This is a genomic window from Bradyrhizobium sp. LM2.9 (assembly GCF_054056555.1).
In genome coordinates this window covers 7,421,696-7,446,828 of sequence record NZ_JBSRYJ010000002.1, presented here as the reverse complement: position 1 = coordinate 7,446,828, position 25,133 = coordinate 7,421,696, and the positions used below count along the sequence as shown (strand labels likewise).

Sequence of the window (25,133 nt, the reverse complement as noted above, 5' to 3'; positions counted from 1 at the left end):
CTATCCTTTGCTATCCTCATTCGGTACAAATGGTAAAATCGATTGTATCGATAGAACACATTCACACCGTGGATCACTCAAGATTATGCGTTTCAAGGGCCTCGATCTGAATCTCCTCGTCGCATTCGACGCCCTGTTGGCGCAAGGCAATCTCACTGCGGCGGCAAGAAGCATCAACCTCAGTCAACCTGCCATGAGTGCTGCCGTCGCGCGGCTTCGCACTTACTTTCGCGATGAGCTATTCACGATGAGGGGCCGGAAGCTTGTCCCAACGCCGCGGGCTCAAGCGCTCGCAGTCCCGATTTGCGAGGCTCTCGCTCACATTCAGCTCTCCATCATTTCTCCGGACGGCTTCACTCCGTCTCAATCGAATCGGCGATTCAGGATCATCCTGTCCGACTTCATGACTGTCGTGTTTTTTCGACGAATCGTGGACCGCGTCGCGCGGGAAGCTCCGACAATCAATTTCGAGTTGCTGCCGCCCGTAGAGGAACCCGATGAACTTCTCCGGCGCGGTGAAGTCGATTTTCTCATGTATCCGGAGATGTTCATGTCGAGTGCGCATCCCAAGGCGGCGCTGTTCGAGGACACTTTCGTTTGCGTGGGCTGCCCCATGAACAAGCAGCTGGCGCCGCGACTTACGTTCGAGATGTACACGTCGATCGGGCACGTGGAAGCCCAGTTCGGGCGCTCCCTGAGGCCCTCCTTCCACGAATGGCTCTTGCTCGAGCATGGTTTCAAGTTACGCACCGAGGTCGCTGTGCAGGGTTTTGGTATGATTCCGCCTATGTTGTTGGGCACCAACCGTATAGCGAGCATGCCCTCAAGACTGGTCAGCCATTTCGCAAACACGATGCCCCTGCGGGTCATCGAACCTCCGCTGCGACTTCTCACATTCACCGAGGCCCGTCCAATGGCCGGCCATTCATAATACTGATCCTGCAAGCATTTGGATGCGCAACATGTTCTTGCAACAGGCATCCATGATGGTCTCTCCGTCCGAGACCAACCAATGTTACGGCCCGTTCTAGGATTGTTCGGCCGTTTGCGACCTACTCTTCGTTAACCAGATCCTACGCCGGGCTCGAAGCTCCGGTCCTCGCTGGTGTTCGGCCTGTCGACATTGGCGCGCTTGAGCGCAGTTTGATCGGGTCGGCGGCGCTATTGATCTCGCGCTGGCGTGACGACCTTGCGCGTCATACAGCTCGTTCCGCGGCGCTCCGCAATGACTTTCCGCTGATCCGACGGGCTGCATTGCACTATTCTACATGAGCTGAGCTCAGAGCTCGCGAAATGATCCGGCCAGTCAGGTGAGCGATCCGGGCTCGGCACTAAAATCTCTTGAATCGTACACCGCGTCAGGTTGTAGACCAAGTCCCGCGATCGAGGCTGCAAACGTGGACACTGGTAGCGCACCCGCACCGTTCTTCGCCTGCCGGTGGGCACTCTCCTTGCCGTCTACTATCCCGGCGATCGCACCAGTAATGCCGAAGCACGCCAGTAGCTAGACGCCTCTTGGCGGACGCCCCACAGGGTCGATGCCGGCTCGTTCGCGTCGAACCAACTTGTTCTGCCGAACGCCAACGCTGTCCACAGTCGCGTCCGGAAAGCGCAACGCGAGCTGGCGTAGTTCGGGGGAGCAGAACCTGCAAGTGAGAGGTCTGCGCAAGGTTGGCGTGGAGATTCGGACACGTCATCTCAATGGCCATTGTCTTACTCTTCTCGATCCCGCATGACGGAGCGCAACCGCAAACTCGCTGGCCGCAGGATCAACCTGGATCCACCCGCCGTGAGCTCGCGGCATTGTCCCGTTGCGCGCGTGCTTGGGGGATGAGTGTTTATGATGAGAGGACGGCAACTGTGCCAATGTCCGGCGCACGGAAGCGCTCGCCGCTCCCATTCGCCAACCCCTGCTCCACCTACAGCTTTTGATCGTTTCGGGCGACATGGTCAATCCAGCCACATCGGATCGTGGGTGCAGGGTCATCCTTTCGGATCTCGCGACAGTCGTGTTATTTTCGAAAGTGTCGTGGTGCGTGGCGCGCGGGATGCCGCCGCCGTTAGCCCCGAGTTGCGGCCCCTCACCGCTGTCCCCGAAGAGCTACTTCGGTGCGGTAACACGATTTGCCTATCTTACCCAAAGCATCTATGTCCAGCGCTCGCACACCAAGCGATACTGTTCGAGGATGAAAGTGAGTGAGCTTCTGGACGAGCAAGCCATTACCCGCGACAGCTGGACTGTGCTGCGCAACACTCATCCGGCTCACGTCTGGATATGCGAGTTATTGCTATAGGAGCTATGGCACGTCGTTGTTTTCCCGGGCGCGGCCGCGCGGCGCCGGGGGCGTGTTGACCCGTTTTGAGCGCCTCCACGTCCGACGGATATCGGAGCGATCCTTCGAGGCTCGGTCCTCAATCGCGAGTAACGTTTCGCCCGCCGCGCGAGGTGCGCTTGCGTTGAGATACATGCCGGGAATGGTTTTGCGGCCCGCCTTCTCTCATTCTACTGACGCTTTGCGTCGCAGACTCGCGCCGTTGGAGAGCAGCCATCATCTTGTGGCATTCTAAAACCCGATGTTGCCATGCGCGAACAACGCCTTCGCGCCCACAAAGCCATCTCAACAGGACTAGCAGCGTGTCGAAAACGCTGTTAGGTGCCGAGCGGGCGCCCGCGCCACGATGTGGTGGTACGACTAATCTGCGATGATTGACCAATCAACGCCCGGCTCGACGATAGACATCACAGCACGGATTCGACGGAAAGAGGCCCATCTGATCAGATCAGTACTGTGTCTGGGCCGCCGTCCGTGAAGCTGTCTCTCAAGAGCAAGCGAGGCTGCATGTACCTGCTTCGCTTCGCGTCGCGATCAGACAGCAGATGGCCACTGCTGCGGCCGCATCCAGCAGAAATTGCACAGTTTCGGTTAGGGCAGTGTTGGACAAAAGGGGAGCAAACGCCGTGTTGCATAACGGCACCACACGAGCGTACCTGTCACATTTCTTTCGCGCACGTCGCCGCTCCGTCTCCTTTTTGCCCCACCACAGCCAAACGGCTTCGTCACGTGCGGCGCGGGTGCGGCAATCAAAGGAGCTTACTCTTGGATAAGTCGAGCGGAGTCTACGATCCGGAGGATCTCGCGAGCTTGGGAAACCTTTTTGATCGAGCAATCGCGTCTTTACCGACATGCATGCGAACCAGCGAGAATCGCGTGGCGATCGCAAGACTTGTGATGCAACGCGCAGCGAGGGACGAATTGGCGTCGCTGGCGAACTTAATGCTTGCACTTGTCTCGGCCGCTTGATCAACAGCGTGCGCTCAGTCCCCTGGGGGTTCGCAGCAAGAGACCATCATCTAGATCATTGAAATAACTTGATTCTCACGTGACGTCAGGTTGTAGGCTTGCAAATTGAGGACCATGACAAACGCCACACCACGACGGCGCCGATGGCGCATTGGAGAACTTGCAGAGGCGACCGGCGTAACGGTACGCACTCTGCATCACTACGAACATACCGGGTTGTTGACGGTCTCGGAACGTACCTATGGCGGTCACCGCATCTACGATCGTGAAAGCCTACAACGCGTCTCTCAGATTCGCGCGCTACGTGAGCTCGGCTTCTCGCTTCCTGACATCCGCAAAGCCATCGAAGGGCGGACATCTCTCACGGACCTATTGCGCAACCATCTGGAGCGAATAGAAGTCCAAGTCGAGCGGACGACATTATTGCGGGATCGATTGCGCAATATGACGACGCAAGGTGAGACAGAAGTCAGTGTCGACGAGCTGCCGGCCACGTTAGATGCAATGTCGCGGATTGAGGAGCGTACCCCCTCGGCCATCTGCACGTGCGCCTCTAACGCTAGCCGCGAAGATCGGTGGCGGAAGATTCGGGACGAGCTACGAAGCTGCATGAATCGGGGCGAGCCTCCATGCAGTGAGCGGGCAAATGCGGTCGGGCGTCAGGCCCGTTCGCTGTTGACTGAAATCGCAGGAGTTGACTCGATTGTCTCGATGATACTTAAGGTGCCGACGCGATTGACCGAACCACACAATCTCGCCGGCTGGGATGCGAGCCTCATGCAATACCTGGATCTGGCCCTCGCCGCGCTGGAGGACCAACTGGGAAAGAGTTGACGCACCCGGTTGCCCGCGACTCGGTTACTGGAATGTCTCTAAACCCAATGAACTGATGCTGATCCTTGTCTGATTGAGGATCGTTGGCCCGTAGCAATTCGCCTCCAAATCTGCGTTGTCGAGACTCTTTCGGGTCCTTCGCTCTGTGGATTTTGGCAATCAACCTCGACGAGCACGCTTCGAAGTACTTGATTCGTACGTAGCGTCACATTGTACCTTCTAAAAGCATCGACGCAGCGGCGGGGCGACCAACAGAGCGCCGGCTACGCCGACGGAGACTCCAATGATCGGCATCACTTTCGGAAACTTCCGGTGAGAGCGCTGGGCGAGAACAAGTCGGTGGATGATCGTCTTTGGCCATTGCCGGCGACTGCGCAAACGGCACGCTCTTTACCTTTATGCCGGACTCGGCGACCAATGCTGCAGGGGCTACCGTTGTCGCCAAGCTTAAGGGTTCGAGCCTATCTGCCGCAGGTTGCATGCTCTCGCTTATGCCGCAGTTCAAACATGGGGAGGCTCGGTCAACCGGGCGGGCACCTTCGAAGCCACGCGGGTCGCTGCGGCCCTACCTCGGGCTCATCGAAACGGCCATTGCCACGGTTCGATTCGACTCCAAGGCAGACAATTCCGCTCCTGGGTTCATCGTTTACCGCTGGCGCGACAATACCGTCGAAGCACTCGCGCAGACCTGACCGCCCGCAACCAACTCCGCACGGAGCGTTCGAATGATGAACCATCCTCGACATGGCGATTACGCGCTGCTCACGTGCGTCGCAGTCGCCGCAGTCGCAGCATTTCTCGCCCTCGCGGCAATGCTATCACAGCTGTCGTGCACGCCCGAACGGCCGCCCGAAGAGTACGTTCCCATTCGCCTGGTGCCACTAGAGTGAGCATCACTTCCATATTCGTAAGGCCGACGAACATCGGTGACTTCTTCCAGCTAGTGAAACTGGTGCGCACCTCGCTCTCGGGAGTGAGCTGCCAGGGCCTCTTTAGAAGGAACGTAGCTTGTGGCAAGATGTCAGTGGTGCGCAGTCTGTCTGCGGATTACGCGAGTTCAGGCCAAGCGTTAGCAGCGCTGTTCGGCCGAGGGGACGTGGCGATCCCTCTCCTCGTGAAACAGGTATTCGCTGGATTAACGCCGTGCGCCGGCTGATCCGTGCTGATCGCTGCCGGACTCTGAGACGGGCTCTGATCCGATGCGGCGCTTAGATCTGAGCCCGCCTATGGCACCTCACCCTCACATTCATGCACGCCTTGCGTTTCCCTGCTCCGAACACAGCGCGCGCATCACGTAGGCTCGATGAAGGCCGTCAACTGCTCTCGACGACAAAAGGAAGAACACCAAATTGGATGCAAAACTGCAAACTATGCTTTCCTCGCTCTCGCCGGTGGCTCGCCAATTGGATGCTCTGCCGTCCGGGCGCCCCACCCCGGATAATACTTGCGTGAAACTGAACACGAATGAGAACCCATTTCCTTTACCAGCCATCGTGATGCGAAGCGCAATTGCAGCTCTTGAGGTGCAATACCGCTATCCAGAAGACGACAATGTCAGCTTGAGACAAGCGGCCGCATCGGCCTATGGGATTGCCACTGATCGCGTGATGGCTGGCAATGGATCGTCTGAACTCCTCAGTCTCATTTACAGAGCCTTTCTTGCCTCGGGCGACGGCATTGCAATGATGTCGCCCGGCTTCTCATTCAATCGCAAGCTTGCCATGTTGCAAGGGGCCCGGTTCATTGAAATTCCCTGGTCTGAACCCGACTGCTTGCCGATGGACGAGCTGCTTTTCGGTCGGGCTAAACATGCCAAGTTCATTCTGCTGGCCAATCCGAACAATCCGACCGGAAGCTTTGTTCCGCTCGCTGAGATCGAGCGCCTTGTTATACGATCTGACCGATTGATCGTATTGGACGAAGCTTATGTCGATTTCGCACCTGAGGACGGCCTACGCCTCGTTGAGCGCCATTCGAATGTTCTGGTCCTGCGGACGTTTTCCAAGAGTTATTCCGCCGCTGGCATTCGCGTCGGCTTCGGTTTCGGCCATCCCGAGCTGATTGGGCGGCTTCGTAACATCCAGAATGTTTTCAACATGAATGTGGTCGCTCATGCCGTTGGCATGAGCGTCCTTGCGCATCGCGACGCCTACGAGGAGAACCATCGCCACGTCAGGCTTGAGCGTCAGCGCGTAGCGGCCGCCCTCTCGGAATTTGGGTTCTCTGTAACGCCTTCCCACGCGAATTTCCTCCTCGCCCGTGTGCCGGTAGGCCAGGGTGGCAGATGGTGGCAGGCGGCGTTGCAAGACCAGAGCGTCCTCGTTGCCTTCTTTCCGGATGCCGGCCTGCAAGAGTGCATTCGGGTTAGCATCGGTACAACGCGCCAGATGGATGCGTTTCTTGCGGCTGTCGGCAGCATTCTTAAGAAAGTGGAATGCCGTGGCTAATGACCCCTTCCACTTAGGTCACAGATCCCCGTTCGTAATCGATCCGGACCAACACATGAATGCAGCTTCGCGACGCAGCCGGAGTCAGTTTTTGTCCGGTCGGCGCATTACGAGCTGTTGAGAACGGCTTCGCAGCATATGCACCGCAGTGCCAGCGAGCGCCTCTTGCACCCCAAAACCCGGCGGACTCCGGTCCCCTCTGTAGGAGATAACTGAGTGAGAAACGTTCTTCCCTCAAACCTGACCTGCGGCATCTTTGATCATCTTGACGAGGACGGCCCCGATATCGCCCGGCAATACGCGGACCGCCTCGCGCTGGCGGAGGTCCTACGACCGGCTCGGTTTCTATGCCTATCATCTGGCGGAGCATCATTGCACCCCGCATGGACGCGGTCCATCGCCGAACTTGTTTCTGTCAAGCGTCATACAGCGCACACGGCGACTTCGCGTTGGTCCATTGGTCATGCTGCTCAATCTCTACCACCCGTTGCGGGCATTCGAGGAGATCTGCATGTTGGATCACCTGAGCAGCGGCAGGGTCGAGGTCGGTCTTGGTCGCGGCTCCGTACCGATCGAACTGAGTTATTTTGGGGTTGGATGTTGCCTCAAGCCGTTACGAGGAAGCCTCCCAAATCTTCGTTAACGCGATGAATGGCGGCCCGCTCTCGTACGAAGGGCAACATTTTGCGCTGAGCGACGTTCCTTTGACACTTTCACCTCACCAGCGTCCTTGTCCCCCGACATGGATTGCTACAAATCGGCCAGAGTCCGCGCAGTGGGCGGCGGCGAATGGCGCTAATCTGGCGTGCATGGAATCCTCTTCTGCCGTTCGCAAGGTAACAGATCGCTATCGCGCTCATCGAAACGCCAAGCATGACGCCAACGGTTCAGCGCCATTTCTCGCATTACTCCGCATGATCGTAGTTGCCAGCTCTGAAGCAGCCGCCCGCTCCCTCGCCGCGCCAGCCTACGAAACATGGTTCAAGAGCTTTAAGTTCCTGTACGAGCTCAATGACATCCCGCCTCCATCCAACCTGCCCCTAACCTTGGATGCCGCAATTGAGAGTGAACTGTGCGTTGTCGGAACGCCCGCTTCGGTGCGCCAAACTCTTCTCAATCACGTGGAAGAGGCAGGCGCCAACTATCTCCTTTGCCAGCTCGCCTTTGGATCTCTGTCACTGGATGCCTGCCTCAACACAGCAACTGCGATTCACTCCGAACTCATAGGGGGAGAGCACTGACGATGAGCCAACAGCAATCGTCCTTGACCAGGCGATAAATGGCAACACCGAGGCCCATGAGCACCGCAACCGGATGCATTTGTCAGACCGCTCTTACGGTTCAAATGGCTCTTACGCGCATGAGACCCTTTCGACCACATCACCAAACAGTAGTCTCAACGGCAATAAATGCCCTGTCTCTCATTTTGCGTGCGTTGACATTGCCGGAGCAGTGGTTTGCTTGGACAGATGAGTTGGCTCACGCTCATCCCGCTTTGGCGCGCCAGTTCGTCGATCGCATTCCACACGGCTCCAAGATGTGGCTTATCGCACGGGCGAGCCTGTCGTGACGCGGTTCCGGCAGCGCTCCGACCAGACGGAGGAGATCGCGCGTAAGCTCGAGATCGTGCTGGCGGAATTGGCTTCGCTGCGCATTCTGCTGGCTGCGCACGGAATTAGCACCCCTCCACCTCTGCATGAGGACTACCTCACTGTTCAGCGATTCGCAGCGATGAACCACATAAGCTCCGAAGGCGTGCTCTCTCGGATCCGTCGCGGCAAGTTGCGCGCGGAGAAGCGCGGTGGCCGCTGGTGGGTGAAATGCACGGTTTGCACAGCATAGCCGTGCAGTGGCGAGGACAGTAAGACAGACGAAATGAACCAACCCGAGATAGGAAATCCAGCACATGAAAATCATCTGCGCGTTTAAGTTGCTCGTTTTTTTGAGCTCGATCGGAGGGCCGATGGAGAATCAAGAGAGCGATCGAGGTCGACGGCGCACGACCAACACACCATTCCAGATCGGGAGGCTCGATGTCGATGCGCCCACGCAATCACAAAACGGGTGGGCGCCCCGAGCACCGGTGTATCGGATGACCACCTTTGCGTGACCGGGATCACTCACTCAATACGGGCTCGTCAACAGAGCGATCCGAGTGAGAAAGCGGAAGAGCACGGACGCGTGGCAGAAGTCCAACTCCGATGCCGCTGCATGTATTGTGGCAAATGGAAAGCGGCGCACGCCCCCCATGTCAGTTTTGCACGTGAGCCACCGCACGCTACCGGGTTACGGCCTGGAGCACAGAAACGATAAATGCCTTGCTCGCAAATCGCACAGTTTGCGAGTTCCCCTGAACATATCTTGAACGTCCGTCTCACGCCCGCTGGGACTAGCAGCGGACATGTATCCCAGTCATTCGCCTGTTCAGGGTCGCCTCGCGCGTCGGTGTCAAACAGGGACAGGTCCGATTTCGCTGGGATGGTCGCCAGATTCTGGCTGGAGAAGGAGATCGCCAATGATGTCACCAAGACTGATGTCAGTTCTCGGGTCGATGGTAGCAGTCGAGCGCATGTTTTGGAAACTTCGAGAATTGATCGATGGCGATTGCGCGATCTCACCTGAAGTTCGAGAGACGCTTCATGTAATGTTAGACGCAAAGCTTCTTTCCGCAAAAGATAAGATTATGAGCGACGCGCGCGCTGCGATTGACGCAACTCCTGACTTGCCGCAGGCGGTCCGCGATCGAGCATATACGTCGCTCGACTTTGCAATGAAAATGTTCATCACCACCGAACCGCGCCGCCCTCAGGATCCTTCTTAACGAAGAAGGTATCTGCAGCGATCATCCCAAGATGCATTGATGCATGCCACGCTCCAGCGATCGCTTGCCCGGACACTTGGCTGTGCAGGGTTGATGTTAGCGGACGGGCTTCGATTGAGCTCCTGAGCAGCTATGAAGCTGATGGGAATGGAGCGACAGCACCTCGCTAGTTGATCAATCTAATCTGTCCTGCCGGCCCACAGGCTTGGGTGGGCACCTGCCGAAATGCTGCAGGCTGTTTTTCTCGAGCATCCCGAACCAGGCTTCTCTGGCCATCTTTAACGGTCCGCTGCGTGGAGCCAATGTGCGAGTCCCCCTCAGCTCTGTAAGTTGATCATCGAAAGGACCGGCCAGGTGTCGTCATTAGGCAGCGGCGTAGGCTCGACTCTGCTCGTGGGAAGCAACAGCTGGTCTCAGAAATCTGAACATCGCGATAAGTGGAGTTTCTGCCTGAATGCGGCGATAGTTGCCGCAGACAGGAGCGACGATGAGCAGACGATCCCGCCGAACCCATTCCCCGGCCTTCAAGGCGAAAGTAGCGCTGGCCGCCATCAAGGGCGATCGAACGCTGGCGCAGTTGGCCGAGCACTTTGATGTCCACCCCAATCAGATCACGGCGTGGAAGGCCCAACTGGAGGGCGGTGCCTCTGACGTTTTCGGGGCAGGTCCCGCGGCATCTGCCGGGCCGGCCATCGACGTGAAGTCGTTGCACGCCAAGATCGGAGAGCTGACGCTGGAGAACGATTTTTTAGAAGGAGCGCTCACCAAGGCGGGGTTGCTGAGCGCAAAGCGATGATCGACCGTGAGCACGATCTGTCGATCACTAGGCAAGCGGAAGCTCTGAACATCAGCCGTGGCAGCGTCTATTACCTGCCGCGTCCGGTGCCCTCCGCCGACCTCGCGATTATGCAACGGCTCGATCGGTTGCATCTGGAGTATCCCTTCGCCGGTTCGCGTATGTTGCGCGGCCTGCTGGCTGCCGAGGGGTGCAAGGTCGGCCGCCGGCATGTGAAGACGCTGATGCGGCGGATGGGGATAGAGGCGCTCTATCGCCGTCCGCGCACGACCAAGTCAGAGCCCGGTCACAAGATCTATCCGTATCTGCTGCGCGGCATGGAGATCACACGGCCGAACCAGGTCTGGGCGATGGACATCACGTATATCCCGATGGCGCGCGGCTTCGTGTATCTCGCTGTCGTGCTGGATTGGGCAACCCGCCGGGTTCTCTCGTGGCGGTTGTCGATCACGATGGAGGCGGCCTTCTGCGTCGAGACCCTGGAGGATGCTTTGGCGCGTCACGGCAAGCCCGAAATCTTCAACACGGATCAGGGCTCGCAGTTCACTGGCGCGGCCTTCACGGGCCTGCTCACCAACCAAGCCATCGCCATCAGCATGGACGGCAAAGGGGCTTGGCGGGACAATGTGTTCGTCGAACGGCTGTGGCGCAGCGTCAAATATGAAGAGGTCTATCTGCGAGCTTACGAAACGGTCGGCGAGGCGCGAGCTTCGATTGGCCGCTATCTCGACTTCTACAACGGCCGACGTCCACACTCGAGCCTTGACGGCAGCACACCGGATCAAGCCTACTTCAACCAGCCGCCAATCCGCATGGCGGCCTAACCCCGGCAGACGCTCCACTTATCGACGCGGAGATTTTGTTCAGACAACCGGGACCAGCTCTGCAGCGCCTGAGTTGATCCAGCTCAAGCATCATGATTCGCGTTTCCGAGATGGCTTCGATCCTGGCTAGGACCTTCACCGAATGCACGGTCGCATGCCTAGCCATTCTTCGGCATGCGCCTGATCAATTGAATCAAGAGGATCGGCTCACGCACTCAATATTGATGGATCCCTCTTGGCCTATCCACAGCATGGATACCTCGCATCAAAACAATAGATTCTACCAATATTCTCCAGATCCACATAGCTAACCGCCGGCTATCAAGGATGATTGAGGAAAAGGCGCGTCATGACGTATTCGCCATTTTAAATGCAATTGGCGGATGACGTGCAAGCGCCAACACGTGATCACCTCTTGCGCCCAGATCGAGGCCCGTCTTGGTCGCGTTATCGGACTAGGGCGCAGCGCAACGTGTTCTATTGCATCAGCGAGCCACTGGCGCGCGGGAGCTGCTTGGATGCATCAATCTGGCCCGAACATCAGCCATGAGGCAGCATGGGCAGCTCGCCCTCAGATCTCTGGCCAGCCTTAGCGAGAACTGCGCAGCCCAAGCCAATAGCGACAAGGGCGATCGAGCGTCGCTGGGTGCAGCGCTCCGGCAGGCTGATCCCGGATGGCCGCGCTTAACGCGCATCTGTCCGGTGGCGCGCGGTGAGCCCTTTGCGAGTTAACAAGGAACTGGAGTGTTTTCGATGCGGGCTCGTGGCCGCGGCACATGCGTGCGCCGTATGGGACTTGGACCAAGGAGGCCCTCGCCGCGTCGGCGAAGGCCGAATTGGCAGCCCTGCACTGGTCCAGTCGACCCGCAAGACTGGTCTCGTCCTGGCGGCGAGGCGATTGTCGCCGCGGTGCTGGCCTCGGTCCGGCCAGGGGCAATCGTGCTCCTGCACGACGGGTGCCCTCTCGACGAACTGAAACGCTGCCCTCACTCTGGTCGGCGCGACCAGACTGTGACGGCGCTCGCCCAGCTCATTCCAGCACTGCATGACCTTGGATTTGCAATCCGGTCGCTTCCTCAAACTCACTGAATAGATCAATTCCCATGAGCCTGCTTGCCACCATCAGCACCGCTGCTGTTGCCTCCTACGCGTTGCTCTCCAGCGTCCATAAGAGCGCGCAGGCGCTTTATGCGCTGCGAACCGACGCCTCACTGCCGCCGTACGACCTCGTCGACACCGGTGCTCTGCCCAGCGTGGATGTCATCGTGCCCTGCTTCAACGAGGATCCGCGCACGCTGGCGGCCTGCCTGAAATCTCTCGCAAGCCAGGATTACCCAGGGCGATTGCAGCTCTATGTGGTCGATGACGGCTCTGCAAATGTCGCTGCAGTGGCCCCGGTCCATGGGAGCTACGCGCATGACCCGAGGTTCACCGTCATTCTGCTGCCAAGCAACGTTGGAAAGCGCAAGGCGCAGATCGCAGCGATACGCCGGTCGTTCGGCGATCTCGTGCTCAATGTCGATTCCGACACGGAAATCGCCAGCGACGTGGTCAGCAAGCTCGTACGTAAGATGCAGGATGCAGCCGTCGGAGGGCCATGGGGCAATTGGTGGCCAGCAACCGGAACGACAGCTGGCTGACCCGATTGATCGACATGGAGTACTGGTTGGCTTGCAACGAAGAGCGTGCGGCGCAGACGCGCTTTGGCGCCGTCATGTGCTGCTGCGGCCCGTGTGCCATGTACCGTCGCTCCGCGCTGCTCTTGGTGCTCGACCAGTACGAGACGCAGTTCTTCCGGGGAAAGCCGAGCGACTTCGGTGAGGACCGCCATCTGACGATCCTCATGCTCAAGGCAGGGTTTCGAACCGAGTACGTTCCTGACGCCATCGCCGCCACGGTGGTCCCGGACAGGCTCTTGCCGTATCTGCGGCAACAGCTCCGCTGGGCGCGGAGCACCTACCGCGACACGCTGCTCGGTTTGCACCTGTTGCCCGGCCTGGACCGGTACCTTACGCTGGACGTGCTCGGACAGAACCTCAGGCCGCTGCTGCTCGCCATCTCATCGATTGCTGCCCTCGCTCAGCTCGCGCTCACCGGCACCGTGCCCTGGTGGACCGGTCTGACCATCGTCGCGATGACCATGATTCGGTGCAGCGTAGCGGGCCTTCGTGCCGGCGAGCTTCGATTTATCGGCCTCTCGCTGCGCACCCCGATCAACATCTTCCTCCTGCTCCCGATGAAAGTCTATGCGCTCTGTACCTTGAGCAACAGCGACTGGCTCTCGCGCAGACCAGCCGATTTGCTCGACGGAAATGGAACGCACGGCAAGCTTTTGTGCCCGGCCCCGACAACCGACAAGCCGAAGGAGATTGTTTGCACGTCGCGCATTGAGCACCTTGAGCACCGCATTGCTCTACAATTGGATGTCGTTGCTCAACTGATCTGCCAGGACAAATTCGCGCTCCGAGCGGTCAAGCTGCTCGACGAACTCACAAGCGAACTGGTCGCGGCGAAGCTGGACCTCGGCGCAATAGGCGAGGCGAGCGCCAGCGGACCCAGCAGGCGAACAGTCCCGGCGAAACAATACGGTGACCTCTTCTATCCAGAAGACCTCCGCATCCTAGCTGACATTTTCGATCAGGCAGTCGCAGCTTTACCGCCAGATCGCCGCACTATCGCCAATCGTACGCAAATCGCCAAACTTGTTCTAGCTCGGGGAACGACACGTGAAGCCAAGTCCGACCCGACCCATGGCGCCTGCGCTCTTGGCGATTTGCTCAATCAGACGTTCAACTCTTACTCGTCTAATCAAATCGAGGCTCCGCCTAGCACCTGGCGGAATTCTGCATAAGGCGAAGGTTAGATCGCTCGATCGGGTAATAAAAAGACATCGTCCTGGTTTTGAGAGCCGGCGGTCCTTTCGAGATCGCCCAGCGATGGGTATACAGGCAGCCTGCTTTTCCCTAACTGTTTCCTCTCGTCAGCAGGCGTGCCGCGGGACAGGTGGCAGGACCACTTCTTCGGCATCGTCAAGGCAAGAACCGTGTATTCAAGCCCTCGGTCTCAGAGCATGAGTACGGTACCCCCTTGCACTGCAATGCGACCGCCTGCCGGCCGCCGCGACGCGCAAATAGTCCAGGTCCTAACGGCAGTCCGAGTGCGTCGCGAGACGGCTGGTCTCGTCCACGTTTCAGCCGCGACCGAACGTCTTCTTCATTGCCCCCGCCGGGTGGGGCAATGCCGCCCAGAGAAGCGCAGCACTCTGACCAAGCCACAGGTATCAGCCATCACAAATGTCGTTTTCCTGCAACCATCACGGCGTGGGCCACTCCGTGGATCAGCATACCTTGCCTGGCTCCACGCACACTGCTGCTGCAGGCCATCTCAAGTGGCAAGGCGTAGCTTGCGGCACGGCTATCAGGAGGAAGTGCGTCCCATCCAGATTGTCGCGCTATAGTCGCCGGAGGGATTTGAATCGTACGTAGCGTCACGTTGTAGAAACCAGGCATCCGCCGCCTCGTGCCCGACCAACTAGTCAACGAGCGATGGCGGAAGTGTGTCAAAGCAATCCTGCGGTTTAGACATCGAGATGACGACACCGCTTCTTTTCTCACTATGCACTTCTTGGCGGCTTTGGATGAGGATCCGCTATGCGCAGCTGGCGTTCCTGCAACCGACGTGAGCACGCCCAGCTCTATAACGCTTACTTTCATTCCGGCAGTTCTGCTCCGCTGCCGCTCCGAGTTCCCGCACGCTGTGGTTCCTAATGCTGCATTCGGCCTTGCTCAAGCAAGGAAATTGCCGATATGCCACACGAGGACGAACGCTGACCGCCGTCAGTTCGTCGAGCACAGAACCGGACGGCGGCGTGGAGGGCACGCGCGTGCTCGCGTGGATCCCAACAGCGCGGTGTAACGTGTGACTGATGGCCGGTTTGACCCGAGACACTGACGGTGAAGACTGCGAGCCGCCGCGGAGAAGATATGTCTGGGACGCGAGTTAGCGCTTGAACTGAATGCGACGGCAAGCACGATTGCGACAGCATCGACAAGGAGCACCTTTCACTCTCCTGCGGCATCTACACCGCTTCGATGCCCGTGGCGATCTGCACTGGGCGAGAAGAGAGATCCAGAGCCATCGCACGACTTCGAATTTCATCTCGCGCAGGATCAGCGCCACATTGACCGTGACAAATGCTTCCTGGCCGAGTTCGATTCGCTGAACTCGCCTACCTAAACTGAGAGGTTTCGAAGGTGAGGCTTCCCTCCTAGAACTCGATCCGCGATAGTCAGTACAGCGGATGCATCATGAAACCTGACGAGCGCCTCGCCGAGGTCCTTGAGAATAGCGCGTGTTTTGATAGTGAGGCATGGAAGGTGTGGGCACAGTGCCTCTCACCCACTGAGCGGCTGGCGTATATTCGCAAGCATCGCTCTCACTTCCGGTTCGCAGATTACGATGAAGTGACAGCTGTTGTACAAGGTCGGCGCTTCACCGGTTGCTCATCGCAGCTCCTTCAATGGCGTCACAGGATAAGAGCAAGTACGTTGCAAAGCGCTTTGCTCTTTTCGGTTGCGGTGTGGCTGGGCGTCATGTGGCTTGCGGTGCGCTTCATCCGCTGAGATCAGCAGCCCGCTTTTCGTCCACGCCTACCAATCTACGTTCGCACGCGAAGGAGCCTTGCGAGGCTAGTTGAAGATGATCCGCAACGCCGCAACCTGACGCAGGGTTCGGTTCAAGCATTCCTTTCGGCCCAAATGTTGCGATGCAGCTACAGCTATTCGCGCGGATGTTGTTAAGACGCGCGAGGGTCGGGGCACTCAAGACATGAGAGTAGAAATGAAGAACTTGTTGCTTGCGACTGTAAGCATTGTGGCGCTTGGCGCGGTGGCGCCTGCATTCGGCGCTGACTTGGCTGCGCAGCCCGTCCAGCCTCTCTATACCATTGCGCCGCAGCCTGTTGCGGCTACGATCTACGACTGGAGCGGCTACTACGTCGGTATGAACGGCGGCTTGGGCTCAAGCTCGAATTGCTGGGACTTCAATGGCGGCACGCCTGAGGGCTGCCATGATGCGACCGGCGGTACTGTGGGTGGCCAGATCGGCTATCGAAGGCAGATGGGTCAGATCGTGCTTGGTGTTGAAGGCCAGGGGAACTGGGCTGATTTGACTGGCTCGAATGACAGCGTCGCGTTTGCGGATATCAACCAGACCAAGATTGATGCGTTCGGCGTGGTAACGGGGCAGATCGGTTATGCCGTGGACAACGTATTATTTTACGCCAAAGGTGGTGCCGCAGTGACGAGCAATACCTATCAGATTAGCTCGACCCTCACGGGCGCGCAGCTTGGGAAGAGCGACCACATTCTTTGGGGTGGTGCATTGGGAGCTGGGATTGAGTACGGTTTCGCGCCGAGCTGGTCGGTCAGTCTCGAGTACGACCACCTATTCATGCAGCCCGGAGCGGTGCACTTCCCCGCGCCCGCAGGCGGAACCGATCGCGTCCGCCAGGATTTCGATCTTGTGACTGCACGGCTCAACTATAAGTTCGGCGGCCCGTTTCTTCTGAAATATTGATCTGCAGTACGAACGGCGGATCGAAAGCCCCGGCCCATGGCCGGGGCTTGTTTTTGCGAGGGCGGGCTTGCTGCATCAATCAATACCGTTATCCCAGGCGACTAGGTTGTCGCAATCCAAGCCCAAAAACCGCTCCCATATTGGTCGAGTGGCGGCATCCACAACCAACTACGCCTGCGAAGATCACTGTCATCGCACGCGCGTCATCGATGCGGCGATTGGTCTCCAGTCATGGCCAGTCCACGTCGGATTTAGGCAATCGTGCGAACCTCTCCGGCATCGAAAACCCGACCAACCCTCGGCGGGGTGCGCATCTATGTTCCCGAAGACGATCGAGATGACAGGCTTGTCAGCTATTCGCGGCAACAGCATCTTCTGCACCTTGGGCTGAACGTGTCCTCGCTGCTATTGTCATGTTGTCACGCTGGTCAGATCGCTCACTCGTGACTTCGGCATAGGTCGATACGGGCAGCCGCCCCGAAACGTCAGATAAGACCTTGGCGAATCGCCTTGGCAACGCAATGGGTACGGCTGTTCGTCTCTAGCTTTCGCATCGCGTTCTTCAGGTGAAAGTTCACCGTATTCTCGCTGACTCTCAGGATGACTCCGATTTCCCAGGATGATTTCCCCTCTTCCACCCAGCGGAGGCAATCCTTTTCTCGTTCGGATAGGGCTACTTGCATATGGCATCTGCCCTCCGATGACGGCGCGATTTCTGAAAATGCATGATGAAACTGCCAAGCCAATGTGTTGAGACGACTGAGGCGATACTCAGGGTCGACATCGTCGAACCTGGATGCAAAGGATGCGACAGATGGTCCAAGCAGTGGTACGGTTACGCCGTGCTTCAGACCGGCCTCTTTGGCCTCGTTCAACACACGCATTTCGCCGGGTTGCAATTGATATTTGTGAGCGAGTTGATCCCATAAGAAAGGGAGCCGACTGCATCGTCGTACGCCGAATCACAGGATCGATGGCATTGTATCGGCGTTCAGCATAGCGCTCGCACCACGCGGAAGGAACGTTCACTGTTACGGCGGCTGGCAGATACTCTGGCCGGCGGGTCGGCTCCGCGTCCGTCAACGCCCCGTAAGCGACTTGACTGAAGCCCTGTTCGCTCGAACAGCTCACAAGCAGATCGAACAACAGCTCGGGAGATCGACTCTGTTTTGCGCATTCGATGAGGCAAAATAGGTCCATTTGGCGCCTCCCGCCACCGACTTAGGCAAACCGGTGCTGCGTCTTTTGAGTGGATCGATTTGGGCAGGGGCCCTGCGCCACTTCAGCCTCTTCTTGCTTGCGAAGTGCTCGACCGAACGCGACAATCATACTTCTCGTCATGAGCTGTAATCGAGTTGGCTGAGATCGGATAGTTGCTCGATAGAGAACATTGTGCATGCGCTTCTTCGGGAGGAGGCGGACCTGAAGCGTTCAGCAAATGTCGTACCAGCTGAGGCGCTAGGAGCAGTGCCGCAAAAGCACGAGTGCTGGAGAACTGGGGACGCAACATTCACTGTTAGAATTCGGACATTCGTCGCAAGAGAGACAACCTTGTTGGTCGCTAGCTGAAGAATATATGTTGCATCAGCAAGTACGCGAACGATCGTTTACGCGTTGGTCAGCCTCCCGGGGGCCAGCCGAGCTAGCGTAGGCCCAGCGCCCGCGTCATAGGGCGCAGAGGCAATTAGACGCAGAAATGGCATGCATCCGCTGCGATACCCGTCTGCGATGGCGGTCGCGCCGTACCGAACGCAACCGTCGAGATCCCCGGTTGCGCGATCGCGTATTGCCAGCGCTCGTGTTCAAAAGCACCCGGACATGTTTGGGCGAGCGAATCATCCGAATACGGCAATGGCACCTGCGGCTTAAATGACATCTAACTGACCGCACATCATCGGCGTTCTGCTCACGCACCGCACAATGACAGACAGAAGCCGTGCGCATGGTCGTCCTGCACGGGGCTGGCGCTACACCTCGGAGATGCACGGCTATAAATCCGCTTTACAAATAGTAGATCGGTCCGTGAGCCAACATGCCCAGATATCGCGACTGTCTGCGCCTGGTGATCTCTGCTCGGGTCCCAGTTGCCGCGTTTCGGGCGGAGACGACATATCGCAGTCGGGCGTGATCTCGCGACGATAGTGGCTCGTTGTGCGGCAGGCATCGCGCCCCAAGCGTCGCTTTTATCGCTCTTCTCCGCGCCATCGATACTGCCCTTGAAATCACCCTTTTCTGCTCTCATCCTGGTAAGCAGCGTCGCTCACGCAGTGTTCGCAGGCGGCTCGCAGCACCTGATGCATGTCCGCAATGAGATCACTCGGCCCCTCCATGCCGGCGTGAATACGAATCAACGGTCCATCAAATGAAACCATTGCTTCCGTTCGTGGAGGATCATCGACAGGCAGCACAAGGCTTTCGTACCCACCCCACGACAATCCGATTCCAAAAAGGCGCAGTTTCTGGAAGAAAACCGAAAGCTGGGCCTTGGACATAGGCTTCAGAACGACGCCGAACAGGCCACTTGCACCCAAGAAATCCCGCTTCCAAATATTGTAGCCGGGATAGTTTGGGAGCGCAGGGTGTAGAACCTGGCCCACTGCCGGGTGGTCTTCCAGGCTTTGAGCCAGCTTCAGGGCCTCATGCGAACGGCTAGTGTGCGCAGTCCACGAAGAGCTAAATAGATGTCATCTGGCCCAGCAATCTCCCCGAAATGATGAGCGCTTGGCTGCAGGAGCGGCCACGCTTGCTTGTTAGCGGTAGCAATGCCCAGAAGGGCGTCGGAATGACCAACGATATACTTGGTCGCGGCATGGATCGAGATGTCGACGCCGTGGAGAAAGGGTTTGAAATAGAGCGGCGTCGCCCAAGGTATTGTCCATGAGCACGAGCGCACCCGAGTGATCTGCGATCGCGCACAGCGCGGGCAGATTCTGTACCTCAAACGTCATGGATCCCGGGGACTCCAGGTACACAGCTCGCGTTTTTGTCCCAATCTTCGCGAGTAGATCCGAAGGCTGTGTGGGATGGAAGTACTCCACCTTGACCTCAAATCTAGTTAAAACCTGGTTCGCGAACATTCTCACTGGTTCATAGGCGTTATCGCAGATCAAAACATGATCCCCGGCCTTCAGGATCCCGAGAAGCGCGTGGGAGCACGCAGAGAGCCCCGAAGGGAACAAGATCGAACGACCGACCGGCCCTTGAGCGAATACCAACTCACTCCGCGGGTCGGGCGGTCGCGACGCCGTTCCCCTCCGCGACGTCGAGCGCCGCAAGGACCTTCGGCTTGCGCAAGCGCACGTAGACCTGCGCCGCCAGAAGCATCACGCAAAGGAACAGAAAGAACGCGCTGATCGGCCGCTCGACGAAAATCATAGCGTCACCGCGCGAGACCAGCAGCGAACGGCGGAAGTTCTCTTCCAGGCGTGGCCCCGGGACGAAGCCGAGCAGAGATCGAGGCCGGGGGTGGAAATCGAGCAACAGCAGCAAATAGCCGATCAACCCGGCGACGACGGTCTCGCCGACTTGGAACATGTCGCTGTTGGTCGAGTAAACGCCGATCGCGACGAAGAACAGCGCGCTTGGATAGAGATATTTGTAGGGAATCATCAGGAGCTTCACCCACAGCCCGATCAGCGGGACGTTGAGCAAGACCAGCAGGACGTTGCCGATCCAGAAACGCGATCAGGCCCCAGAAGATGTCGAGGTGCTCTTTGATCAATTGGGGACCGGGTACGATGCCCTGGATCATCAGCGCACCCAGGATCAGGGCCATGACCGCGTCGCCAGGAATGCCGAGGCTCATAGTCGGGATGAAGTCGCCCTGTGCCGACGAATGCGTCGATGCTCCTGGACAGGCGACGCCTTCGATCATGCCGGCGCCGAACTTCTCTGGCGTTTTCGAAACCTTTTTCTCGGCCGCGTAGGAAATAAAGGAAGCGATCGTTGGTCCCGTTCCCGGAATGAGCGAGCAAAGGCTCGCGATGATGGTGCCGCGCAACATCGCAGGGATCGAGCGGCGGAGTTCGTCGCGCGATGGGCGCAGATCGCACAGGCCCACCTTCGAATAGCGCGTGTTCACCTCGGAGTATTGGTTCACGCTCTTCATGAACTCGGCGACACCAAATAGACCGAGAGCGAGTCCGACGAGTTCGATGCCGTCAAGGAGATTCGGGATGCCGAACGTGAAGCGCTCCGAGCCGGTCTCGACATCCGTTGCCACGATTCCTAGAAACAGCCCGAGCAACGTCATGGCGATGCCTTTGGAGAGGCGAGCCTTTCGCCAGCGTCGAACCGGCGAGCAGGCCCAGAAGCATCAGCGAGCATATTTCAGTCGGACCGAACTCCAGCGCGACCTTCACCAGCACCGGAGCCAGAAAGATCATTTCCAGGATGCCCCAGGAAGCGCCGACGAACGACGATAGGACCGTGATGCCGAGCGCCGCGCCGCCGCGGCCCTGCTTCGTTAGCGGAACCCGTCGAGGCACGTCACCGCGTGCGGCGGATGGCACGGTAAGTTGAGCAGGATTGAACAAATCGCGCTGCCTTATTGCGATCCATAGAACACTCCTGACAACATCAGGATGGCGCCGACCGGCTTGATGCCGAACGTCAGCGGCAGCAGCACCGAGATCGTGGCGAGCGGCCCCATTCCCGGCAGGACGCCCCACCATGTTACCGACGGGGACGCCGACGAAACACCACATGAAATCCTGCGGCTCGAAAGCGACGCCGAAGCCGTACCAGAGATCGGAAAGCGCGCTCGCGAACATCTAGAACCCCCAACGGTACAGCGGGAAAGCAACGTTCAGCACGTAGGAAAGAGGAGACAGCCGGCGACCGTGACGACCGCGGCCAGGACGGCCGAGCCTTTCAGGGTGGCGGTTCTGTCGCCGAGCGCCGAGACGAAGACGCACATGAAGCTCGCCGCGTCATGCCGAAATAGACGCGAAGATGATGAACATCACGGTAGGGACGAAAGTCTCGTACGTTCGAACCCGTCATTCCGTCAGTTTTGCGCGTCGGAATCCTCTCAGAGAGGTTCACGCTCGAGCCAAAATCCCGGCCCTGGCAACCACACCTTCTCTGCGTCGTCAGAACTCGGATCCCCTACGTGCAGCGCGCGAATCGGAACTGCCACGGAGCGCTGAACTTGAGCCCTGCACCCCTCGCGCGAACTCCTCGATTGCCTTGGGCTGTCGATGTCACATATTCGCTGACGTTGTTGAGGGCGCTTGATCGAGGCAGGACGGGGACGACTTCGGGATGCCGTAGAGGCTGCCGATCTCCGCGCCAATTTAATCGGTCGCCTGCTTGGCAAAGCTCTTTACTTTCGATGCAACCGCTGAAAATTCACGACCGGCTTGCCTGGCGGGCCGACTCGATGGTCGCATTAAGCCACGAGGTTGAATGCGCCGTGATGTTGCAGTAGGAAGACACGCCGCTTACAGCCAAAACTCAGGATCAGGACAGGTCCGCCAGCAGGCGTTAAACCTGCATAACCATCAGCTCAGCCGCCTCGGCGTTGCGCTGCGCTTCTATGACATCGACGTGACCGGTCCACCGCTGCTGTTCATTGTAAGCAGGTTTTGACGGGCAAAGGAATTTAGAGTCCGTTTGAAGCTGACTTGTCGCGTGCATCCTGAATAGAATGCGATAGATCCCGCGATAGCTCGATGATGGGTCCAGTGTGGAGCACCATCAAAGTCGCGCATAATGGCCCGGATGCAGCAATTGGCTGCTTCCAGCACCGCCAATGCACGACTTTCTGCAGGGATGCGAATGCGACTAAAATCGAATTGCGCGAGGGTGCCCCCCAATCCGCGAAGGTTTCCAGCGGCGGTATTGTGACTGCCAACCTGTTTTGAGGAAAGCAAGTAGGGTCATTGCAACGGTCTCTGCTGCTACGCATTCGTGTCCTCCGCCCTGCGGGCGTTCATGGAATGCGCCGGATCGGGAGCGAACCAAACAGCCACGCCCGAGCAACCGGTAGTGGCGCTCAAGCAGCTTCAAAAGACGACCTCGCTGCCTTGACTGATGCCACGATGAAGCGGTGCACTTCCGCAACGCGCCGCGTTTCGTGCGTATCGGGATGTGACGTCAGCCAGTAATTCCGCACGAAACGGATGTCGGGAAGCAAACGCCGCAATTCGGGATAGCGCTGGGCCACGTAGTCATGAAGGATTCCGACGCCGTGTCCACCGCGAACAGCCTCCATCTGCGCAACGACGCTGCCGCATTCATAGCGTCGCGACATGAGCCGGCCGAGCACCGAGGCATAGTCCAATGCCCTGCTGTAGACGAAATCCTCCACCTGGGTGACGAACAGGCGGCCGGCAAGATCGGCCTGCGTCTTGATGGAACCCTCGCGCGCCAAATAAGCATCAGCAGCATAGACACTGAGCGTGTAGTCGGTGAGCTTGGACAGGATCAGCTTGCCCTGCTTGGGCCGGTCCAGCGTGATCGCAACGTCAGCCTCGCGCTTTGACAATGAGAACGTGCGCGGAAGCGGCACGAGTTGAATGACAAGGCCCGGGTGCTTCGCTGCCAGTGCGCCCAGCCGATCGGCTAGGAAGTAGTTGCCAAGCCCGTCCGGCGCCCCTACGCGTACTGTTCCGGTGAGGGCCTCGGCGGCGCCTCCAATGCTCGATCCCACTTTGAGGAATTCGCTCTCTGCGCGCTCGGCCGCGGCGACAAGCGCCTCGCCCGCCGCCGTCAGCGTGCAGCCTGAAGTGTGTCGTTCGAGCAGTTTGGCGTTCAAGCCACTCTCCAGCGCCGTCAGTTGCCGGGCGACCGTTGGAGCCGTAGGTTTTCGAGGCCTTCAGAATCTGGCCGGCACGCGCCCCCTCTAGGAATATCCGAACGCGCTCCCAATCCATTGACTACACTTTCTGCACAACGGAGCCGCGAATTCGGCCGTTGATGCCGCTTTTTTATGCGCTGCATATCTGGCTCGATCAACCATCATCTTAGGGAGAGCAGCCAATGCCTGTGACTATTCTGAACTTCATCAATGGCGAGTTGGTGCCGAGCCGGGGCCCTCGCACCGCGCCGGTTTACAATCCCGCGACCGGCGAGCAATCGTCAACGCTCGCACTTGCTACGATGGAAGACGTGCGATCGGCCACAGAGGCGGCCCGCAAGGCCTTCCCGGCCTGGGAGAACACACCGCCACTGCGGCGTGCTCGTATTCTCAATCGTTTCCTGCGGATCATGGAGGACAGGATCGATGAACTTGCCCAAGTAATCACCGCCGAACACGGCAAGGTGCTCTCGGACGCGAAGGGCGAGATCCAACGCGGCACAGGTGGTGGAGTTCGCGACGGGCGCGCCGCAACTGCTCAAGGGAGAGATCAGCGAGAATGTCGGCACCCGTGTCGACTGCCACTCGCTGCGTCAACCGCTCGGGGTGGTCGCTGGTATCACGCCATTCAATTTCCCGGCGATGGTCCCGATGTGGATGTTCCCGGTTGCGCTGGCCTGCGGCAATACGTTTATCCTCAAGCCGTCAAAGCGCGATCCCTCGGCCTCGCTCATGCTTGCGCAGTGGCTGAAGGAGGCCGGACTGCCCGACGGCGTGTTCAACGTCGTGCATGGCGACAAGGAAGCGGTGGATGCCATTCTAACCGATCCGGACATCGTCGCGGTCAGCTTCGTCGGCTCGACGCCGATCGCGCGATACATCTATGAGACGGCGACCAGCCACGGCAAGCGCTGCCAGGCGCTGGGCGGCGCCAAGAACCACATGATCGTGATGCCTGACGCCGACATGGACCAGGCGGTCGACGCTCTCATGGGCGCGGCCTATGGCTCCGCCGGCGAGCGCTGCATGGCAATCTCCGTAGCCGGTCCGATCGGAGACGCTACCGCCGACCGTCTGATCGAAAAGCTGGCGCCCAAGATCCGCGCGCTTAACATTGGTCCCGGCACCGACCCCGATGCCGAGATGGGCCCGCTGGTGACGAAGCAACACCTCGACAAAGTCCGAGGCTATATTGACGCCGGCGTTGACGAAGGCGCGAAGTTGATCGTGGACGGGCGCGATTTCCATCGCCAGGGCTCCGAGAAGGGCTACTTCATCGGCGGCAGCCTGTTTGATCGCGTGACCACGGACATGAAGATCTATCGCGAAGAGATCTTCGGACCGGTGCTCGTGGTGGCTCGGGCCAAGTCCTATGACGATGCGGCCGACATGATCAACCAGCACGAGTTCGGCAACGGCACCGCAATCTTCACCAGGGACGGCGATGCAGCGCGCGAGTTCGCGCATCAGATCCAGGTCGGCATGGTGGGCATCAATGTACCGATCCCGGTGCCGATGGCATTCCATTCGTTCGGTGGATGGAAAGCCTCTCTGTTCGGGGACCATCACATGCATGGCCCCGAGGGCGTTCGTTTCTACACCAAGCTGAAAACGATCACGACCCGTTGGCCGACCGGCATCCGGGCAGGCGCCGAGTTCGTGATGCCGACAATGTCCTGATCTTCCCAAATGGAAGGCCGTGGCAGCTCCACGGCCTTCTCACCCTCCAA

At 58.7% G+C, this 25,133-nt stretch carries 15 protein-coding genes and 9 pseudogenes; 14 read left to right on the top strand and 10 right to left on the bottom strand.

Annotated features, from left to right (window positions below):
• Nucleotides 1-85: 85 nt before the first annotated feature.
• The 12 genes and pseudogenes from ACVWW3_RS37825 to ACVWW3_RS37770 all read left to right on the top strand — a co-directional run bounded on the left by ACVWW3_RS37825 (nt 86) and on the right by ACVWW3_RS37770 (nt 16,601).
• Nucleotides 86-1,031, top strand: a pseudogene (locus ACVWW3_RS37825) (LysR family transcriptional regulator).
• Nucleotides 1,032-3,416: 2,385 nt separating this feature from the next.
• A complete protein-coding gene (locus tag ACVWW3_RS37820) occupies nt 3,417-4,136 on the top strand; it encodes a MerR family transcriptional regulator (protein ID WP_456651331.1) in 720 nt (239 codons plus the stop codon).
• A gap of 353 nt (nt 4,137-4,489) precedes the next feature.
• Entirely contained in the window at nt 4,490-4,828 is a 339-nt protein-coding gene (locus tag ACVWW3_RS37815) for a hypothetical protein (RefSeq protein ID WP_456651332.1), read from the top strand.
• Between the two features lie 678 nt (nt 4,829-5,506).
• Entirely contained in the window at nt 5,507-6,583 is a 1,077-nt protein-coding gene (gene hisC / locus ACVWW3_RS37810; RefSeq protein WP_456652094.1) for a histidinol-phosphate transaminase, read from the top strand.
• Nucleotides 6,584-6,799: 216 nt separating this feature from the next.
• Nucleotides 6,800-7,824: pseudogene (locus tag ACVWW3_RS37805) on the top strand (LLM class flavin-dependent oxidoreductase).
• A 325-nt stretch (nt 7,825-8,149) separates the two neighbouring features.
• Entirely contained in the window at nt 8,150-8,425 is a 276-nt protein-coding gene (locus ACVWW3_RS37800; protein ID WP_456651333.1) for a hypothetical protein, read from the top strand.
• A 673-nt stretch (nt 8,426-9,098) separates the two neighbouring features.
• The gene (locus tag ACVWW3_RS37795; RefSeq protein WP_456651334.1) at nt 9,099-9,404 is read left to right on the top strand and encodes a hypothetical protein; all 306 of its coding nucleotides are present in this window, start codon (nt 9,099-9,101) and stop codon (nt 9,402-9,404) included.
• Nucleotides 9,405-9,891: 487 nt separating this feature from the next.
• Nucleotides 9,892-11,024 (top strand): IS3 family transposase gene (locus ACVWW3_RS37790; protein WP_456647380.1). Its coding sequence is split into 2 segments (ribosomal slippage): nt 9,892-10,147 and nt 10,147-11,024, totalling 1,134 coding nucleotides; the frame shifts between segments, so codons are not numbered across the junction.
• 770 nt (nt 11,025-11,794) lie between these two features.
• Nucleotides 11,795-12,113 (top strand): annotated as a pseudogene (locus ACVWW3_RS37785) (chitooligosaccharide deacetylase NodB); the annotation flags it as partial.
• Nucleotides 12,114-12,127: 14 nt separating this feature from the next.
• A pseudogene (gene nodC, locus ACVWW3_RS37780) lies at nt 12,128-13,365 on the top strand (chitooligosaccharide synthase NodC); the annotation flags it as partial.
• A gap of 1,966 nt (nt 13,366-15,331) precedes the next feature.
• Nucleotides 15,332-15,646 (top strand): hypothetical protein, encoded by a 315-nt coding sequence (locus ACVWW3_RS37775; protein ID WP_456651335.1) that lies wholly within the window; start codon nt 15,332-15,334, stop codon nt 15,644-15,646.
• 217 nt (nt 15,647-15,863) lie between these two features.
• Nucleotides 15,864-16,601 (top strand): outer membrane protein, encoded by a 738-nt coding sequence (locus ACVWW3_RS37770; protein WP_456651336.1) that lies wholly within the window; start codon nt 15,864-15,866, stop codon nt 16,599-16,601.
• A gap of 485 nt (nt 16,602-17,086) precedes the next feature.
• On the opposite strand, the gene ACVWW3_RS37765 is transcribed toward ACVWW3_RS37770, so the two are convergent.
• From ACVWW3_RS37765 to ACVWW3_RS37725, 9 genes and pseudogenes are all read right to left on the bottom strand, one after another.
• Nucleotides 17,087-17,500: a helix-turn-helix transcriptional regulator gene (locus ACVWW3_RS37765; RefSeq protein WP_456672362.1), complete on the bottom strand. Its 414-nt coding sequence runs from the start codon at nt 17,498-17,500 to the stop codon at nt 17,087-17,089.
• A 109-nt stretch (nt 17,501-17,609) separates the two neighbouring features.
• Nucleotides 17,610-17,801: pseudogene (locus ACVWW3_RS37760) on the bottom strand (LuxR family transcriptional regulator); the annotation flags it as partial.
• Nucleotides 17,802-18,823: 1,022 nt separating this feature from the next.
• Nucleotides 18,824-19,237, bottom strand: a pseudogene (locus tag ACVWW3_RS37755) (PLP-dependent transferase); the annotation flags it as partial.
• Nucleotides 19,231-19,416, bottom strand: coding sequence for a PLP-dependent transferase (locus ACVWW3_RS37750; RefSeq protein WP_456672447.1), 186 nt, complete (start codon nt 19,414-19,416; stop codon nt 19,231-19,233). The pseudogene ACVWW3_RS37755 and the gene ACVWW3_RS37750, both read right to left, overlap by 7 nt.
• The gene (locus ACVWW3_RS37745) at nt 19,352-19,780 is read right to left on the bottom strand and encodes an aminotransferase class I/II-fold pyridoxal phosphate-dependent enzyme (RefSeq protein WP_456672446.1); all 429 of its coding nucleotides are present in this window, start codon (nt 19,778-19,780) and stop codon (nt 19,352-19,354) included. Before ACVWW3_RS37745 ends, ACVWW3_RS37750 begins: the two co-directional genes overlap by 65 nt.
• Nucleotides 19,781-19,817: 37 nt before the next feature.
• A complete protein-coding gene (locus ACVWW3_RS37740; protein WP_456652145.1) occupies nt 19,818-19,976 on the bottom strand; it encodes a hypothetical protein in 159 nt (52 codons plus the stop codon).
• A 144-nt stretch (nt 19,977-20,120) separates the two neighbouring features.
• A pseudogene (locus tag ACVWW3_RS37735) lies at nt 20,121-20,853 on the bottom strand (tripartite tricarboxylate transporter permease); the annotation flags it as partial.
• Nucleotides 20,762-21,088 carry a tripartite tricarboxylate transporter permease gene (locus ACVWW3_RS37730; RefSeq protein WP_456672361.1) on the bottom strand — a complete coding sequence of 109 codons (327 nt, stop codon included), beginning with the start codon at nt 21,086-21,088 and terminating at the stop codon, nt 20,762-20,764. The gene ACVWW3_RS37730 and the pseudogene ACVWW3_RS37735, both read right to left, overlap by 92 nt.
• Before the next feature lie 59 nt (nt 21,089-21,147).
• Entirely contained in the window at nt 21,148-21,252 is a 105-nt protein-coding gene (locus tag ACVWW3_RS37725; RefSeq protein ID WP_456651340.1) for a hypothetical protein, read from the bottom strand.
• A gap of 758 nt (nt 21,253-22,010) precedes the next feature.
• On the opposite strand from ACVWW3_RS37725, the gene ACVWW3_RS37720 reads away from it, so the two are divergent.
• A complete protein-coding gene (locus ACVWW3_RS37720) occupies nt 22,011-22,193 on the top strand; it encodes a hypothetical protein (protein ID WP_456651341.1) in 183 nt (60 codons plus the stop codon).
• A 406-nt stretch (nt 22,194-22,599) separates the two neighbouring features.
• On the opposite strand, the pseudogene ACVWW3_RS37715 reads toward ACVWW3_RS37720, so the two are convergent.
• Nucleotides 22,600-23,479: pseudogene (locus ACVWW3_RS37715) on the bottom strand (LysR family transcriptional regulator).
• 106 nt (nt 23,480-23,585) lie between these two features.
• Here ACVWW3_RS37715 and ACVWW3_RS37710 point away from each other — a divergent pair.
• Nucleotides 23,586-25,083: pseudogene (locus tag ACVWW3_RS37710) on the top strand (CoA-acylating methylmalonate-semialdehyde dehydrogenase).
• Nucleotides 25,084-25,133: the final 50 nt, after the last annotated feature.

Excerpts from the sequence above, each read along its gene's own strand:
- ACVWW3_RS37770 (WP_456651336.1), top strand. The coding sequence starts at position 15,864 with ATGAAGAACTTGTTGCTTGCGACTGTAAGCATTGTGGCGCTTGGCGCG.
- ACVWW3_RS37775 (WP_456651335.1), top strand. The coding sequence starts at position 15,332 with ATGAAACCTGACGAGCGCCTCGCCGAGGTCCTTGAGAATAGCGCGTGT.
- ACVWW3_RS37725 (WP_456651340.1), bottom strand. The coding sequence starts at position 21,252 with ATGGGGCCGCTCGCCACGATCTCGGTGCTGCTGCCGCTGACGTTCGGC.
- ACVWW3_RS37720 (WP_456651341.1), top strand. The coding sequence starts at position 22,011 with ATGCGCCGTGATGTTGCAGTAGGAAGACACGCCGCTTACAGCCAAAAC.
- ACVWW3_RS37795 (WP_456651334.1), top strand. The coding sequence starts at position 9,099 with ATGATGTCACCAAGACTGATGTCAGTTCTCGGGTCGATGGTAGCAGTC.
- ACVWW3_RS37820 (WP_456651331.1), top strand. The coding sequence starts at position 3,417 with ATGACAAACGCCACACCACGACGGCGCCGATGGCGCATTGGAGAACTT.
- ACVWW3_RS37740 (WP_456652145.1), bottom strand. The coding sequence starts at position 19,976 with ATGATTTTCGTCGAGCGGCCGATCAGCGCGTTCTTTCTGTTCCTTTGC.
- hisC (WP_456652094.1), top strand. The coding sequence starts at position 5,507 with ATGCTTTCCTCGCTCTCGCCGGTGGCTCGCCAATTGGATGCTCTGCCG.